Origin of the sequence: Geobacter sp. 60473 (assembly GCF_036323535.1) — a bacterium.
GTDB classification, from domain to species: Bacteria; Desulfobacterota; Desulfuromonadia; order Geobacterales; family Geobacteraceae; genus Geobacter; species Geobacter sulfurreducens.
The window spans coordinates 1,804,022-1,819,993 of sequence record NZ_AP028967.1 but is presented as its reverse complement, the minus strand read 5'-3'; the positions used below and the strand labels follow the sequence as shown (position 1 = coordinate 1,819,993).

General features: G+C 58.9%; 10 protein-coding genes. All 10 read left to right on the top strand.

The features are described 5' to 3' along the window. Window positions 1–179 precede the first annotated feature (179 nt). The gene (locus AABA48_RS08190; RefSeq protein WP_286350028.1) at window positions 180–551 is read left to right on the top strand and encodes a response regulator; all 372 of its coding nucleotides are present in this window, start codon (window positions 180–182) and stop codon (window positions 549–551) included. Between the two features lie 5 nt (window positions 552–556). After that, the gene (locus AABA48_RS08185; RefSeq protein ID WP_286350027.1) at window positions 557–1,729 is read left to right on the top strand and encodes a PAS domain-containing sensor histidine kinase; all 1,173 of its coding nucleotides are present in this window, start codon (window positions 557–559) and stop codon (window positions 1,727–1,729) included. 255 nt (window positions 1,730–1,984) lie between these two features. Next, the gene (locus AABA48_RS08180; protein ID WP_286350026.1) at window positions 1,985–2,635 is read left to right on the top strand and encodes a response regulator; all 651 of its coding nucleotides are present in this window, start codon (window positions 1,985–1,987) and stop codon (window positions 2,633–2,635) included. Window positions 2,636–2,945: 310 nt separating this feature from the next. Next, complete coding sequence (locus tag AABA48_RS08175; RefSeq protein WP_286350025.1) at window positions 2,946–5,564, top strand: methyl-accepting chemotaxis protein; 2,619 nt, start codon at window positions 2,946–2,948, stop codon at window positions 5,562–5,564. A gap of 205 nt (window positions 5,565–5,769) precedes the next feature. Beyond that, the gene (locus AABA48_RS08170; protein WP_286350024.1) at window positions 5,770–6,489 is read left to right on the top strand and encodes a substrate-binding periplasmic protein; all 720 of its coding nucleotides are present in this window, start codon (window positions 5,770–5,772) and stop codon (window positions 6,487–6,489) included. Between the two features lie 4 nt (window positions 6,490–6,493). Further along, on the top strand, window positions 6,494–8,710 hold the full coding sequence (locus tag AABA48_RS08165; RefSeq protein ID WP_286350023.1) for an ATP-binding protein: 2,217 nt from the start codon (window positions 6,494–6,496) through the stop codon (window positions 8,708–8,710). 256 nt (window positions 8,711–8,966) lie between these two features. Beyond that, complete coding sequence (locus tag AABA48_RS08160) at window positions 8,967–10,673, top strand: methyl-accepting chemotaxis protein (protein ID WP_286350022.1); 1,707 nt, start codon at window positions 8,967–8,969, stop codon at window positions 10,671–10,673. Between the two features lie 9 nt (window positions 10,674–10,682). Then, window positions 10,683–11,177, top strand: a complete 495-nt coding sequence (locus tag AABA48_RS08155; protein WP_286350021.1) for a chemotaxis protein CheW — start codon at window positions 10,683–10,685, stop codon at window positions 11,175–11,177. A gap of 314 nt (window positions 11,178–11,491) precedes the next feature. Further along, complete coding sequence (locus AABA48_RS08150) at window positions 11,492–14,020, top strand: c-type heme family protein (protein WP_286350020.1); 2,529 nt, start codon at window positions 11,492–11,494, stop codon at window positions 14,018–14,020. A 356-nt stretch (window positions 14,021–14,376) separates the two neighbouring features. After that, window positions 14,377–15,861, top strand: a complete 1,485-nt coding sequence (locus AABA48_RS08145) for a methyl-accepting chemotaxis protein (protein WP_338271281.1) — start codon at window positions 14,377–14,379, stop codon at window positions 15,859–15,861. The last annotated feature ends 111 nt before the right edge of the window (window positions 15,862–15,972 follow it).

The following is a 15,972-nucleotide window of genomic DNA, read 5'->3' as shown; positions in this document are numbered from 1 at the left end:
ATGCCGCGGTAAAACGCGGCATTTTTTTCTCCCGCGCGGGGATGCGGGGCACGGCAAGGCCACGGGAGTGCAGGAAATTTGAGCGGCCCCAAGGGAATGGGTTGTGAAACGGGCAATATTAGGGTTTAATTGACAGTAACAGGTACATCCATTCCTTCCACCGGAGTCCGCGCCATTCCATGAAACATATTCTGGTCATTGATGACGACGAACAAGTTCGAACCCTCGTGGGCAGATTTATTTCCGGAGCGGGTTTCGCCGTGGAAACGGCCGACAACGGCGTAACCGGTCTTGACGCCATGAGACGGGCACCGGCAGACGTGGTGATTACCGATATTATCATGCCCGAAAAAGAAGGCGTAGAAACCATCATGGAGTTGCGTCGCGATTTCCCGGAAGCGAAAATCATCGCCATGTCGGGCGGTTCTCCCCAGATGCAACCTGATCTCCCCCTTAGACTCGCCAGAACACTCGGCGCCGACCGGATTCTTCACAAGCCCTTCACCCGCGATGCGCTGCTCAATCTGGTGAACGAACTCATTTCCTCCTGAGTCGAATGATCAAGGACATTTCCGTGTTCGGCACAACTATCCTTGCCCTGGCCTTTGCACTCCTCTATCTGCGCCGATGGCACCACCTCAAGCTTGAAGTCGCCCTGCGCATCGAAACTGAGCGGCAATTCCGGGAAACGCTCGAACACATCAAGCTCCTGGCGATCCTACTCGACACGGACGGCAAGCTGGTCTTCTGCAATGACTACTTCCTCCAGCTCGTGGGATGGGAGCGCCAGGAAGTGATCGGCGTCAACTGGTTCGACCGCTTCGTCCCCCCTGATCAGAAAACGGTCAGACAAATCTTTTATTCATCCCTTGATACGGGCAACATACCGGTCCATGTCCAGAATGACATCGTCACCTGCGGCGGCCGGCGGCTGTTCATTTCCTGGACCAATACGGTTATCCGCAACAGCTCGGGGGCCATCATCGGCACCATGAGCATCGGCGACGATATCACCGAGCGTACCAAGGCCGAAAATGCACTGCTCAGCTACCAGGAAGAGTTCAGAAACCTGGCCGCGGAACTGTCGTTGGCCGAAGAGCGTGAGCGCCGCAGGCTTTCCACCGACCTGCACGATCTCATCGGCCAGACCCTTGCCTTTGCCAAGATTCGAGCCCATTCGCTCAGGGAGCACGTGACGGAGGATGGTCTGACCCAATGGGGAGAACTCACCGGGCTTCTGGACCAATCGATCCAGGACGTCCGCTCCCTCATATTCCAGATCAGCCCGCCGCTTCTCTACGAGGTGGGGCTTGAAGCCGCCCTTGAATGGCTGGGGGAGAATTTTCATGATAAACACGGGTTTCGCGTCGATTTCAGCGACGACGGCACATTCAAACCCCTGAAGGAGGAGATCAAGGTAACCCTCTTTCAGGTGGTGCGCGAGGTGTTCATCAATGCGGCGAAGCATGCCTGCGCCGATACGGTGCAGATAGACATCCGCGGCCTGGGGGAATCCGTCCGCATAACGATCAGGGATGACGGCCGGGGATTCGACGTGGCAAAGGCTGCCCAGAAGTCAAGGGATAAGGCGGGCGGCGGATTCGGTCTCTTCAATATCCGTCAGCGGATCGAGCGATTGGGCGGTTCGCTGGCGATAGAGTCGTCCCCCGGTTCCGGGACTATGGTCACCGTCGTCGCACCTCTTGACCTTGCCCGTGACACCCATTGATAATTACACCCAAAAACGTTATTGTAACAAACCGATACATTGCAGTATACATACGTTGAGGAAGGGAATCGGTCCACACCCGATGTTTCTGCAGAGCGTGGCCGGCTTCAAAGGCATGTGGCCTGATCGGTTAACGCCGAAGGCGTTGGAGTCCGCGTCGAATGGCACTGTTGGTCGGCCGGGAACGGCTTTGAGTCGGGGTATGGGACGAAAACCGTTGGTTGCTGACAGGTTCTGAGGGAGCGAGGTTACCGAGTGGGGATACGGGTTGTAATTGTTGACGATCATAAGATCATGCGCGAGGGGCTCAAGTCTCTTCTTTCGATGGAAAAGGATATCCTGGTGGTGGGGGAGGCCGATAACGGCCGGGTCGCCACCCAGTGCGTGAAGGATCTCGACCCTGACATCGTCCTCATGGATCTCACCATGCCGGAGATGAACGGCATTGATGCTACCAGGCGCATAGCCGCCGATCATCCGTCGGTCAGGGTTCTCGCCCTTTCCATGCATTCGGATCGCCGCTTCATCGAAGAGGCGCTTTCTGCGGGAGCCCAGGGATTTCTCCTCAAAGACTGCGCTTTTGACGAGCTGGTCAATGCCATCCACGAAGTGGTTGCCGACCGTTTTTACCTCAGTCCCCGCATTACCGGCGTCGTGGTCAAGGACTACCTCGGCCGGCGCGGCCGGCCAGACTCCGCGTCCTCCATCCGCCTCACACCCCGTGAACGGGAAGTGCTTCAGCTCATTGCCGAGGGCAAGAACACCAAGGAAGTGGCCTTTGCCCTCGACGTCAGCGTCAAGACCGTGGAGTCCCAGCGCATGCAGATCATGCGCAAGCTCAAGACCAACAGTATTGCCGACCTGACCAAATTCGCCATCCGTGAGGGGCTCACCACCCTGGACTGATACTCTCCTGTCAACCTGCTTCCGCAAGTCAATCCCCGCTGCATTTCACATCACGCCGTTTCAGCCGCCGTCTCAGGCGACACATCTCCTCCCCGGCTTCATTTTCTGACTGCCGTCTGCATAGGTATCAGGAATACAGAGGAGGGTAATCAGGAAAATCCTGATACCTCCACCGGCAATGTATACCGAAGCGTAACTAAGCAGTGCGTATGTCCAGCCGCGAAAATTCGGGCAATAGCGGGATGCACCCAGACTGCCGACTGGAGAAAGGGATGCGCATGAACAGCAGGAAACCAACGGAGGTGTTGATATGGTAAGAAACATGCGGATCGGATTGCGGCTCGGACTCGGTTTCGGATTGGTCGTGACACTCATGGTGATCCTGGGGGGCATTGCAATCAATAGGATGGGTGCCCTGCATGCCGGCCTCGCAACCATTGTGGAGGAACGCTGGCCGGCGGCGGAGATGACGTTCGAGGTCGATCACCAGATCAACGTGGTGGCGCGGGCGCTGAGAAACGCGATCCTGCTGGACGACCAGGCGGAGATCCAGAAGGAGTTGACCCGTATCAACGATGCTTCTGCAAGCGTCAACAAGACAGTGGATGAATTGACCAAGCACATCACCAGCGATGAAGGGAAGGCCAAGCTCAAGGAGCTTGCCGATGCCCGCGCCGCCTTCCGGGAGGAGCTTCTCAAGGTAATCGATCTCATCAAGGCCGGCAACAAGGCCGGCGCCCAGAAGCTGCTGTTCGGCAGTTACCGCGAGAAGCAAAGAATTTATTTCGATGCCGTTGAGGGACTGGCGAGCTATCAAGCCAAACATGTGGATGCCGCCGGAAAGGATGCCGAGGCAACATTCGCAACTTCCCGGAACATCATCGTGTCGCTCCTTATCCTCTCGGCCCTCCTTGCGGTTGCCTGCGCCTGGCTCGTTACCCGGTCAATCACCAAGCCAATCGGCGCATGCATTGCCGCTGCCGGCAAGATCGCCCAAGGCGATACCGATGTGATGCTGGACTCGACCGCACGCGATGAAACCGGCCTGTTGCAGGCGGAAATGCAGAAGATGGTCGACGCCATCAGGGCATTGATCGCAGACGCCGACATGCTCGCCCGGGCTGCGGTCGAAGGTCGCCTTTCGACCCGCGCCGATGCCGCAAAGCACCAGGGAGACTTCGGGAAAATCGTGTCGGGCGTCAACGAGACCCTCGATTCGGTCATAACTCCCCTCAATGTGGCCGCCGAGTATGTGGACCGCATCTCCAACGGCGACATTCCTCCCCGGATCACGGACAACTACAACGGCGACTTCAACTTGGTGAAGAACAACCTCAACCGGTGCATCGATACGCTTAACGGTCTGTTGAGCGACATGAACGAAATGTCAAAGATGCACGACCTGGGCGACATCGACGTGGTGATGCCCGCCGACAACTACCAGGGCGCCTACCGGACCATGGCCAAGGGATTGAACGACATGGTCAACGGCCATATCAGCGTCAAGAAGAAGGCCATGGCCTGCGTAGCCGAGTTCGGCAAAGGTAACTTCGATGCCGAACTGGAGAAGTTCCCGGGCAAAAAGGCGTTCATCAACGAGACAATCGAAGGGGTGCGGTCGAACCTCAAGGCGTTCGAGGAGCAGTTGAACATCCTGATCACGGCCGCCGCCGACGGCCAGTTGGACAAACGCGCCAACGCAGACCTCTTTGTGGGTGGCTGGAACAAGCTTGCCCGGGGGGTCAACGACACCATCACCAATATTGTCGAGCCCCTGATGGTTACCGCCGATTACGTGGACCGGATCAGCAAGGGAGACATGCCGTCTCTCATCACCAAGGAATACCGGGGTCAGTACAACATCATCAAGCAGAACCTGAATACGCTCATCGACGCCACCAACGGCATCGTTGCGGCCGCCAAGGAGGTTGCCGGCGGCAACCTGACGGTGGAGCTCAGGGAGCGTTCGGCCAAGGATGAGTTGATGCGGGCCCTTTCAGCAATGGTGAAGAAACTCTCCGAGGTGGTTGCCGAGGTGAAGAGCGCCGCCAACAACGTGGCCGCGGGAAGTCGCGAAATGAGTTCCGGCTCCGAGCAGATGAGCCAGGGTGCCACCGAGCAGGCGGCTGCCGCGGAAGAGGCGTCGTCAAGCATGGAGGAAATGTCTTCCAATATCAGGCAGAATGCCGACAATGCCTCCCAGACCGAGCGGATAGCCATCAAGAGCGCCCAGGATGCCCGCGACGGCGGCAAGGCCGTGGCCGAAACCGTCACCGCCATGAAGGACATCGCATCGAAGATCTCCATCATCGAGGAGATCGCCCGCCAGACGAACCTCCTGGCGCTGAACGCGGCTATCGAGGCGGCGCGGGCCGGAGAGCACGGCAAGGGGTTCGCGGTGGTCGCGGCCGAGGTGCGCAAGCTGGCCGAGCGGAGTCAGAAGGCCGCCGGCGAGATCAGCAATTTGTCGGCTTCCAGCGTGGAGGTTGCCGAGAAGGCCGGAGAGATGCTGGCGCGGATCGTGCCTGACATTCAGAAGACCGCTGAGCTTGTCCAGGAGATCAGCGCGGCCAGCAAGGAGCAGGACACTGGCGCCGAGCAGATCAACCGGGCCATTCAGCAACTGGACCAGGTGATCCAGCAGAATGCCAGCGCAGCCGAAGAAATGGCATCCACGGCAGAAGAACTGTCTGCCCAATCGGAACAGCTCCAGTCGATCATCTCTTTTTTCCGCGTCGACAACTCGGCGCAGTCCTCCAGCACGATTGCGGCTGCAAAGCCTGCGGCGAAGAAGCCGGCCCTTGCCCACGCACCGGCCAACGGGTACCACAAGGCAAGTCAGCCTCCGGCCAAAAAGGCGGCACACGCAGGACTCAACCTCAATCTTGAAGGGGGAGATCAGCTGGATTCCGAGTTCGAGACGTTCTAGACCCTCTGCAATCAGAACGTTCCCTGCCGGAGGGGCCGGCATCCGAACAGGGAGGGGGACGTTCATATGTCATGACTCCATCCGCCGGTTTTACGCTGTCCGGCGGGTGGAGTTTTTTGTCTTTGCCGTTGCGGGCATGGATTTCTGAGGTTTGGCATCACCTGTGCTAAACCGAGAGACATCCCCATTTCCAGGAGTAGATTCGATGCACCGTAAAATCCTTGCCCTGCTGATGGTCCTGGCGGCATTCACGGGTAATGTCCACGGCATGACGCTTGAACTGAGCACGTCCGATGCTCCCCCCTACTCGACCCCGGACGGCAGCGGACTTGCCGACCGGACCGTCATGGAGGCATTCCGGCGGATCGGTGTGTCGACCAAAATTTTGACGGCTCCCTCGGAACGCTCACTGGTCAATGCGAACCTGGGGATCGTGGACGGCGAATATCTTCGCGTTGCCGGGATCGAGAAAATGTATCCCAATCTGGTCATGGTTCCGGAGCCCGTCTGCGAGAATGAGTTCACTGCCTTTGCCAGAGATCCGGCGATCAAGCTCAGGGGATGGGAGAGCCTCGGCCCCTATTCGGTGGGGTTCATTACCGGCTGGAAGCTTCTTGAGGAAAACGTCACAAAAGTCAGGTCTCTGACCAAGGTCAAAGATGACAAGGCACTGTTCGACCTGCTCACCAATGACAGGGTTGACATCGTCATCTTCGACCGGCGCAGGGGAGAGGCACACCTCAAGCATAGCCGGGAAAGGGGAGTGCGTCCGCTCACCCCACCCCTTGCCCGGCGACCCATGTATCTTTACGTCAACCGTAAGCACTCGGCTCTTGTCTCTCCACTTGCAGAGGCCCTCAGGCAGATGAAGCGGGATGGAGCGAGCAGCCGTATTATGACGTCGGTCCTCGGAGTTGCAGACTGAAACAATGACGACACACCCCCTCAAAAACGTAATCGGCAAAAGGCTGTTCCGTCAGGCACTGTTGCTGGCGCTGGCACTCAGTGTTGTGTTTTCCGGGTGTTTCACCGCCATTGAATACCGCCGCAGTAAAATCTCTCTCAATGAATCCGTCGAGCTGCTTAAAAAGACCCACATTGACGCCATAAACGCCGCCTTGTGGAATCTGGACCGTGGTCAGATTGCTGCCCAGGTCGACGGCATACACCACTATCCCTTCATCAGTTATGTGGCCGTTTCCGACCACAACGGCGAAATGATTGAGTCGGGCACCAGGAGCGAGCAGTTCGCCGATGCCCGCACAGTACCGCTCTCGATGGACTACAACGGGAGGCGGATACCCCTCGGGAAGCTCTATATTGAAATCGATCGCCAGGCCATCTTGCGCGATGCCTTGTCCACCGCAGCCGTTACGCTGCTGTTCCAGACCCTGACCATCACCCTCGTGATGCTCTTTGCCTTCATGTTCTTCGAACGCCAGGTGACCCGTCACCTGGTAGTCGCAGCAGACTACTTTACCACCTTGGGTCTGAACGGGGTGAAACAGCCCTTGAAGTTGGACAAACAGCAGTACGGCGATGAGATCGACTCCCTTGTGGAGGCGTTCAACCAAATGCGGGAGTCTCTCGCCGTCGCCTATCAGCAGCAGGATGGAATGCTTCAGTCCGTGCGGGAGAGCGAGGCACTGCTTCGGGCAATCGCGCGCAAAATACCTAACGGCGCCGTGTGGGTTGTGGACGCAGATCTACGCTATCTCATGTTCGAGGGGAATCTCGTCGACACCCTTGGCCTGGACGGTCCGGATGCGATCGGACGTACGCCGGCAGATATGTTCGAACATGATTTCGCCTGCCGGTTGGAAGACTATTATCGCCGAGCCCTGGCTGGCGAGACCCTGAGCGAGGAATTCAACTGCCAGGGGCGCATCCTGTGGGTTCAGTTCGCTCCACTTACTGATGACAATGACCGGGTGATGACCGCGGTGGCTCTCGGCATCGATGTGACCGAACGCAGACAGGCCGAGGCCGAGCGGCGGGACATACTTCAACGGCTGGGTCAGGCTCACAAGATGGAAGCCGTCGGCCGGCTGGCCGGAGGAATCGCCCACGACTACAACAACAAACTCACGGTGATCCTCGGTTATGCCCACATCCTCAAACTCACCGGCCTTCAGAGCAAAGAGGCACCCGAACAGTTGAATCAGATCATCAAAGCGGCCGAGCATTCCCGCGACATTACACGCCAGTTGCTGGCATTTACCCGGACTGAGCGGGTCAACCCCTCCCGTGTCGACCTGAATCGGCTCATCACCCAGAGTTGCAAACCCCTCGGCCGCCTTATCGGAGAAGATATCATTCTCAGTCATGTGGCACGTGAGGATCTCTGGCCGGTGCTGATCGATCCGGTCCAGGCCGATCAGGTTCTCATGAACCTGGTGGTGAACGCCCGCGATGCCATTGCGGGTGTCGGCAGCGTCAGCATCGCAACGGAGAACATCGTGCTGGATAAAGAAGCGGCACGGTCTCTGGAGGGTGCTTCGCAGGGCGAATACGTATTAATGACGGTAAGCGACACGGGCTGCGGTATGGATGCAGAGACCATGGAACATATCTTCGAGCCCTTTTTTACGACCAAAGAGATCGGGAAGGGGACCGGCCTGGGGCTTGCCACGGTGTATGGCATCGTGCGTCAGAACGGCGGCGCCATTGCCGTCCAGAGTGCGCCCGGCAAAGGCTCGGTCTTCTCCGTCTATCTGCCTCGCTGCGTCGAAAATGCCCCGGAGGCCCGCACGGGTACGCAGGCGAGTGAACCCGCGCTCGCCGGAACTACGCTCCTGGTGGATGACGAAGACGATGTGCGGGAAGTTACGGCGCTGATGCTCCAAAGGCTGGGGCATAACGTCCTGACTGCCTCGGGGCCCGAAGAGGCCATCCGGCTCTGCCGCGAACCGGGAACAGTCGTCGACCTGATCCTGACGGACGTGATCATGCCGTCCATGAATGGCCGGGAGATGGTGCAGGCCATCCTGCACCATCAGAAATCGGCCAGAGTGCTCTACATGTCCGGGTACTCGGCTGATATCATCGAGGCGCGTGGCACGGTGGACCGCGAAGCGCACCTCATCCGGAAACCCTTTGTCCTGGACACCCTGAGAGACAAGATCAATCAGGTTATGCTCGCCTGACGCCACAGCGTTATTCTTCCCCCAGGCTCCGCCACACCACTCCCCCCCTTGCTCGTCCACCTTTTCCTGGTGGAATCCCCTCAAACGCGAAAACGTAGCCGGCTGTTAATAAGAATAGTAATCATTAGCGCGCATAGGAAATTGCGAAGAGGCTTCTCAGGTTTTCCCTGATGCTCACGTTGTGTGCCTTCCCGATACGTATACCTGTAATCAAAATCCAACAGTGGGAATGTCTTTCATTGAAAAGGAGGATGTGATGACCTGGTTCTACAATCTGAAAATCGCATCGAAGCTGGTATTCGGGTTTGTCATGGTTGCCCTGATCGCCTGTGTCATCGGGGTTATCGGCATCACAAAGATCAGACAGATCGAAAAGGCCGATACGGAGATGTATGAGCTGAACGCCAAGCCCATGGGGCCGATTCTGGCAACGGCTGTGGCATTCCAGCGGATCAGGGTCAACTATCGGGAGATAGCGCTGGAGCAGACTAACGAAGGCAAAGTAAAATTTTCCAACCGAATTAAAGAGCTGCAAAAGATAATCGATGACAATATGCCTGAAATCGAAAAGTCTCTGAAGTCGGAAGAGACTAAGAAGGCCTACGCGGATATTAAGGCAGAGCTGGCTAAGTTTACACCTCATCTTGATAAGATTGTGGCCCTGGCCATTGATGGAAAGAACGACCAGGCTGTAGCCTATATGAGGAGTGACTCCGTCGCCGGGATCGCCCGTTCCGTGGACGACTCGATCCAGAAACTCGCTGACCTGAAAATCGATCTCGCCAGGAAGAAGTCCGACGACAATACCGCCGCTGCAAAGGCTGCTGTCATGACGACAAGCGTCATCCTTGCCATTGGGGTGGCTCTGGCGATCGGACTCGGTATTTTCCTTTCCAGGATCATCAGCCGGCCGCTGCAGCAGGCCGTATCGGTATCCAATGAGCTGGCAGAGGGGAACCTGACCGTAACGATCGAGGCGACGAGCAAGGACGAGACGGGCCAGCTGCTGTCGGCGATGCACAACATGGTAGAGAAGCTGAAGGGAGTGGTAGCGGACGTGAAGAGCGCGGCGGACAACGTTGCCGCCGGCAGCCAGGAGCTCTCCTCCAGCTCCGAGGAGATGAGCCAGGGAGCCACCGAGCAGGCGGCCGCGGCCGAAGAGGCCTCCAGTTCCATGGAGCAGATGAGCTCCAACATCCGGCAGAACGCCGACAACGCCACCCAGACCGAGAAGATCGCCCTGAAGAGCGCCTCCGACGCCAAGCAGGGTGGCACGGCCGTGGCTGAAACCGTCGTGGCCATGAAGGAAATCGCCTCCAAGATTTCGATCATCGAGGAGATCGCCCGTCAGACGAACCTGCTGGCGCTGAACGCGGCCATTGAAGCGGCCCGAGCCGGCGAGCACGGCAAAGGGTTCGCGGTGGTGGCGGCCGAGGTCAGAAAGCTTGCCGAGCGGAGCCAGAAAGCGGCGGGCGAGATCAGCGAGCTGTCTGCCTCCAGCGTGCAGGTGGCCGAAGAAGCCGGCGAGATGCTGACGCGGATCGTGCCGGACATCCAGCGTACCGCGGAGCTGGTGCAGGAGATCAGTGCCGCGTGCAAGGAGCAGGACACGGGCGCGGAGCAGATCAACAAAGCGATCCAGCAGCTTGACCAGGTGATCCAGCAGAATGCCAGCGCCAGCGAAGAGATGGCGTCCACCAGCGAAGAACTGGCCAGCCAGGCCGAACAGCTGCAGTCAACCATCGCCTTCTTCAAAACCGGCGAACAAGGAGGTGTTGCCCGTAAAACGGCAGCAGTGCGCCAGTTCGCGGCCAAGAAAAAGGCAGCGATCCCTCATCTGGGTCACGGCACATCCAACGGCTACCACGCTGAACCCGCGACGCCGCGGAAAGTGGCGGTAGGCGGCGGAGTGGATCTGAACCTTGACAACGATCACCTTGACGACCAGTTCGAGAAATTCTAGGAGGGAGCGATGGCGAACGCAGAAACAACGGAAACGCGGCAGTACCTGACCTTCACCCTTGCCGGGGAAGTCTTTGGGGTAGACGTGGCCAAGGTACGGGAGATATTGGAATGGAGCAGCATCACCAAAGTCCCGCAGACGCCTGAATTCATGCGCGGGGTGATCAACCTGCGGGGGGGAGTGGTTCCGGTGATCGACTTGCGGCAGAAGTTCGGGATGCCTGAAACGGAGCGCAGCATCAACACGTGCATCATCGTGGTTGAGGTAGAGACGGGAGTGGAGACGCTGGTGCTGGGGATGCTCGCGGACTCGGTGCAGGAGGTGATCGAGCTGGAGGGAGTGAATATCGAGCCAGCGCCTCGGATCGGGACGAAGTTGGACACCTCGTTCCTGAAGGGAATGGGGAAGCACGGCAATGCGTTCCTGATGATCCTGGACATCGACCGGGTATTCGGCGGCGATGATCTGGCCGGACTGGCCACATTGGAGCAGGCGGTCGCATAACCTGCTGAATTGATTGATTGCACGGCTGCATTGCGCCCCGGTTGTCCGGGGCGCTTTTTTGTGTCGGCCATGGTGTCTTTTGAGCACGTCTCGGCTGTTCACCCCCCTGTTAGCTTCCCCCAACTTTGCAGGGGGAGCTGAGGGGGGCACTTGCCTGCTGACAGGCCGCCGCCATGGCGGCGTGGGGTGCTGATCGGGAAATTCCTGATAAAGAACCCTCCATTTTTACCGATAGTATAAAATAAAATCCTTCGGAAACACCGCTCTCATTTCCGGCTTGTACGGTGTTCAATGGGGGGTATCTCAGGGTTCGGATGGAAGAGAAAAAAATCAAGATGACCCCCAAGAAGAAGGTGCAATCGCTCAAAACCAGGCTTCTGAGGATAAACCTGCTGTTGCTCTGTGTGGCATCAGTTGCGATTGTCCTGGTGGTCAATGTGGCCCAGAAACAGCTGGCGCTCGCGGATGCCGGCAGGGATACCGAACGCATCATTGCGCGCCATCTTGCTATCCACGCGTACTTCAATCAGCAGCTCAAGCCGCGGCTTCTCGCTCTGACGGAGCCGCGGCGCGACAAGGAATACTTCGACCCGGCCTGGATGTCCTCAACGTATGCGGTCCGGGAGATCGACAAGATCTTTCAGGCCCGGCACGGCAAGGGGTACTACTATAAAGAGTGCGCCATCAACGCCCGGAGTCCCCTGAACGAGGCCGATTCCTTCGAGCGGGCGTTTCTGGAGCGGGCCGGCCGTGACCCGGCGGTGACCTCGTTCAACGGCGTGCGGAAGATCGACGGCAAACCGTTTTTCGTTTCCATGGTCCGGGGTGAAACCATGGAAAAGCCGTGTCTGCTCTGCCACAGCAGCCCGGAGAAGGCCCCCGCCGGACTTGTCGGCAACTATGGTGCCGAGCGGAGTTTCGGCCGCCACGAACATGAGCTGGTGTCGGCCGTCTCCATCCGTATCCCCCTGGCTTCGACCTATGCCGAAGCCAACACTTTTTCCCTCAAGCTGTCGGCGCTGCTCTTCGGAGTCATTGCCGCGCTTTTCGCCGTCCAGAACCGGATCTTCGAACGTCTCGTCCTGAAACCCCTGGCCATCGTCACTGAGGAGAGCCGTCGGATTGCCCACGATCACCGCTATCTCGGAGAGCAGCTTCCCCTCGATCACGGCCGTGAAATGAACGAACTCGCCGCATCGTTCAACGTGATGTCGACTGAACTTCATGCCTTTATCCACAATCTGGAGGAAAAGGTTGAGGCAAAAACCGCAGAGCTGGTCCTGGCGCGCAAGGAGGCCGAGGAGGCGAGCCGTGCCAAGAGTGATTTCCTGGCCACCATGAGCCATGAGATCCGCACTCCCATGAATGCCATCATCGGTATCAACCAACTCATGGTCGATACCCCGCTTACGCAGGAGCAACGCCGCCTGTTGGATGACTCGACCACTGCCGCCGAGTCGCTGCTGACCATCATCAACGATATCCTTGACTTGTCGCGGGTGGAGGCCCGGCGCCTGGAGCTGTTTCCTGAGGCGGTCGAGCTGCGCTCCTTTGTCGAATCGCTCCGGCGCCTGTTTGCCGTACAGGCAGCGCGCAAGCAGATCAGCCTCAGTGTCAGCGTGGGCGAGGGGACGCCCCGGTTCGTCTGGTGCGATCCGGCCCGCCTCCGTCAGATACTGACCAATCTTCTCTCCAATGCCATCAAGTTTACGCCGCCGCGCGGCGTGGTCACCATGGTTGCAGACCAGGCTCCCGCCGGCGCGGGACTGGTCTTCAGCGTCAGCGATACCGGCATCGGGATCGATAAGGCCAAGCAGGAGAGTGTCTTCGAGATGTTCCGCCAGGCTGACTCCTCGACTACCCGCATCTACGGCGGAACCGGCCTCGGGCTCGCCATTACGAAGGGGCTCGTGGAACTGATGGGAGGAACGATCGCCGTGGAGAGCGAACCGGGCAGTGGCGCCACGTTCAGCGTGTGTCTCCCCCTGGAGCCGGCTGATGGCCCGCAGTTCCACGACTGCGCCGCCGAAAACCAGGAGCAGGACAGGGAGCTGCCGTCCCTTGAGGTACTCCTGGTGGAGGACAATGATTTGAACCGGACCGTGGCCGTCGGTCTCCTCACGGCCCTCAACCAGCGGGTGACCGCCGTAACCAACGGACGGGAGGCCATCGACATCCTCCGTGACCGGGATTTCGAGCTGGTGTTCATGGATATTTCGATGCCCGAAATGGACGGTATCGAGGCCACCTGGGCGATCCGCCGGGGAGAGGCCGGTGAGCGGGCACGGTCGACGCCCATCGTCTTCCTCACGGCCCATGCCCTGGCGGCTGACCGTGAGCGGTGCCTGGACGCGGACGTGACCGGCTATCTTACCAAACCTCTGTTGCGGGAAGAGCTTCGCAGGATGATCCTCTTATGCGTCGACGGTGAACAACTGCATCGGCCTGCCGGGACCACCTCGCCGTCAGACGCCCCTGAGCCCACCTTCCCGTTCGATCTGGAGTTTCAGCGGAGACAGTTTATTGATGCCGGTCTCGAACACGCTGTGGATGAGCTCTTGTCCACGTTTGTCCAGTCAGCGTCCAAGCTGTGCGACCGGATCGACGAATGCCTCGCTGCCGGCGACTATGCCGCCGCCGCCGCTGCCGCTCACACCCTCAAGGGAGCTGCGGCAACGGTAGGGGCTCCTCCCGTGTACAATTGCGCCGCAGAGGTGGAAGCGGCGGTACGGTTGAACGACGGTGCCGCTGCCGCCCGTTGTCTCAGCCGGTTGCGGGGGGAAGTCGCCCGTACCGAGGCCGCGATCATCCCCGCGTCCGATCACGCACGTTCGTGGCATTGAAATGTGCTGAGCCCGCTGCTCATGGTGGCACTCCGGCCGAACCGGAGTGCCATTTGTCTTTTCGGGCAACGGAGTTTCATGGTTCCTGCAGCCCGTCCGCTGATATCAGGAAATTCCTGATAACGGGCACCTGTTCATCTCTGCGGCAGCATCGTGAAGCGTGTGGGAAATGGGCCGGAAGATGTAATGATGTCGAGGTGGTTGCGGCGCGTGCTCCCGGCAGTTTATTCCCGGGTATGGTATACGCGGTTATAAAACTGCTGTTGGTTCGAAGGAGTCGCGCAATCGCTGCTAAAGGTGGGCCGCGGTCTGTCGAAAGGTATTCATAGCATATTGTGAATGTTCGGGAGGTACGCATGGGATTACGCAGCATGACCATCCGGTGGAAGCTCATAGCCATGACCGCGATCATCGTTGTTCTCACGGCAACGGTTGTTACCGCCATCTGTCTTGCGCGGTTCAGGGCCGATCTGATGAGAGTCGCCACGGTTTCCCAGGAAACGCGGCTCAAGACCCTCTGGGAACTGCTCCGCCAGAAGGGAGCCAACGCCCGGATCGACAATGGCAGGCTCATGGTCGGCGAGTACGTGGTGAACGACAACTTCGAGATTCCCGACAAGGTGAAGGATCTTTGCGGCGGGACGGCAACGATCTTCATGGGCGACCTGCGGGTTTCCACCAACGTCAAGAAGGAGGACGGCAGCCGCGCCATCGGCACTAAACTCCAGGGGCCCGCCTATGATGCCATTTTCAAGGAAGGGAAATCTTACCGCGGCGAAGCGAAGATTCTCGGCGTCCCCTACTTTACGTCCTATGATCCGCTCCGGGATGCGAGCGGTGCGATCGTCGGCGTGCTGTACGTCGGCGTGAAGAAAAGTGAGTTTTTCGAATCCTACGAACGCCTCAAGCTGATCATCGTCGGCAGCGCAGTGGGCACGGTCCTGCTGGCGTGTCTTGTGGCCGGGTTCGTGTCGGGGCGGCTCGTGCGCCCGCTGCGTGACGCAGTTGCCACCGTGGACCGGCTGGCCACCGGCGACCTTTCCGTTGCCATTGAAGTGAAAGGGACGGATGAGATCGGTCGCCTGCTTGCCGCCATGGGCAATATGGTGAGCAAGCTCAGGGAGGTAGTCACCAGTGTCAAGTCTGCTTCGGACAACGTCGCCGCCGGTGCCCGTGAGCTTTCGGCAAGCGCCGAAGAGATGAGCGAGGGGGCCACCGAGCAGGCGGCCGCGGCGGAAGAGGCATCAAGCAGTATGGGGCAGATGAGCTCTAATATCAGGCAGAATGCCGATAACGCGGTCCAGACGGAGAAGATCGCCGGCAAGAGCGCCGCGGATGCCCGCGAGGGAGGGGAGGCGGTTGCCGAGACCGTATCGGCCATGAAGGTTATCGCCGGCAAGATCGCGATCATCGAAGAGATCGCCCGCCAGACGAACCTGCTGGCCCTGAACGCGGCCATCGAGGCGGCCCGTGCCGGTGAACACGGCAAGGGGTTCGCGGTGGTGGCCGCCGAGGTGCGCAAACTGGCGGAGCGAAGCCAGAAGGCTGCTGGGGAGATCGGCGAGCTGTCCGAATCCAGCGTGCGAGTCGCGGAAAAGGCTGGAGAGATGCTTGCCCGCATGATTCCCGATATCCAGCGGACCGCAGAACTGGTGCAGGAGATCAGCGCGGCGTGCAAGGAGCAGGATTCCGGCGCGGACCAGATTAACCGGGCCATCCAGCAACTGGACAACGTGATCCAGCAGAACGCCTCCACCAGCGAGGAGATGGCGTCCACCAGCGAAGAACTGGCGAGTCAGGCCGAACAGCTCCAGGAAACCATAGCCTTTTTTAATGTCTGAGAGATTATCCTGATAGGTGAGGTGATTAACCGCGGCATGCGTCGCGGTTTTTTTTATGTTCTGTAAATGTCTGTTTGTCGTGTTGTTAGACCAATTGTTTTGTTTGGTGGA

What these genes read in the sequence shown, in the direction of transcription:
- AABA48_RS08170 (WP_286350024.1), top strand. Translation starts at nt 5,770, where the DNA reads ATGCACCGTAAAATCCTTGCCCTGCTGATGGTCCTGGCGGCATTCACG.
- AABA48_RS08145 (WP_338271281.1), top strand. Translation starts at nt 14,377, where the DNA reads ATGGGATTACGCAGCATGACCATCCGGTGGAAGCTCATAGCCATGACC.
- AABA48_RS08155 (WP_286350021.1), top strand. Translation starts at nt 10,683, where the DNA reads ATGGCGAACGCAGAAACAACGGAAACGCGGCAGTACCTGACCTTCACC.
- AABA48_RS08190 (WP_286350028.1), top strand. Translation starts at nt 180, where the DNA reads ATGAAACATATTCTGGTCATTGATGACGACGAACAAGTTCGAACCCTC.
- AABA48_RS08150 (WP_286350020.1), top strand. Translation starts at nt 11,492, where the DNA reads ATGGAAGAGAAAAAAATCAAGATGACCCCCAAGAAGAAGGTGCAATCG.
- AABA48_RS08165 (WP_286350023.1), top strand. Translation starts at nt 6,494, where the DNA reads ATGACGACACACCCCCTCAAAAACGTAATCGGCAAAAGGCTGTTCCGT.
- AABA48_RS08175 (WP_286350025.1), top strand. Translation starts at nt 2,946, where the DNA reads ATGGTAAGAAACATGCGGATCGGATTGCGGCTCGGACTCGGTTTCGGA.
- AABA48_RS08160 (WP_286350022.1), top strand. Translation starts at nt 8,967, where the DNA reads ATGACCTGGTTCTACAATCTGAAAATCGCATCGAAGCTGGTATTCGGG.
- AABA48_RS08185 (WP_286350027.1), top strand. Translation starts at nt 557, where the DNA reads ATGATCAAGGACATTTCCGTGTTCGGCACAACTATCCTTGCCCTGGCC.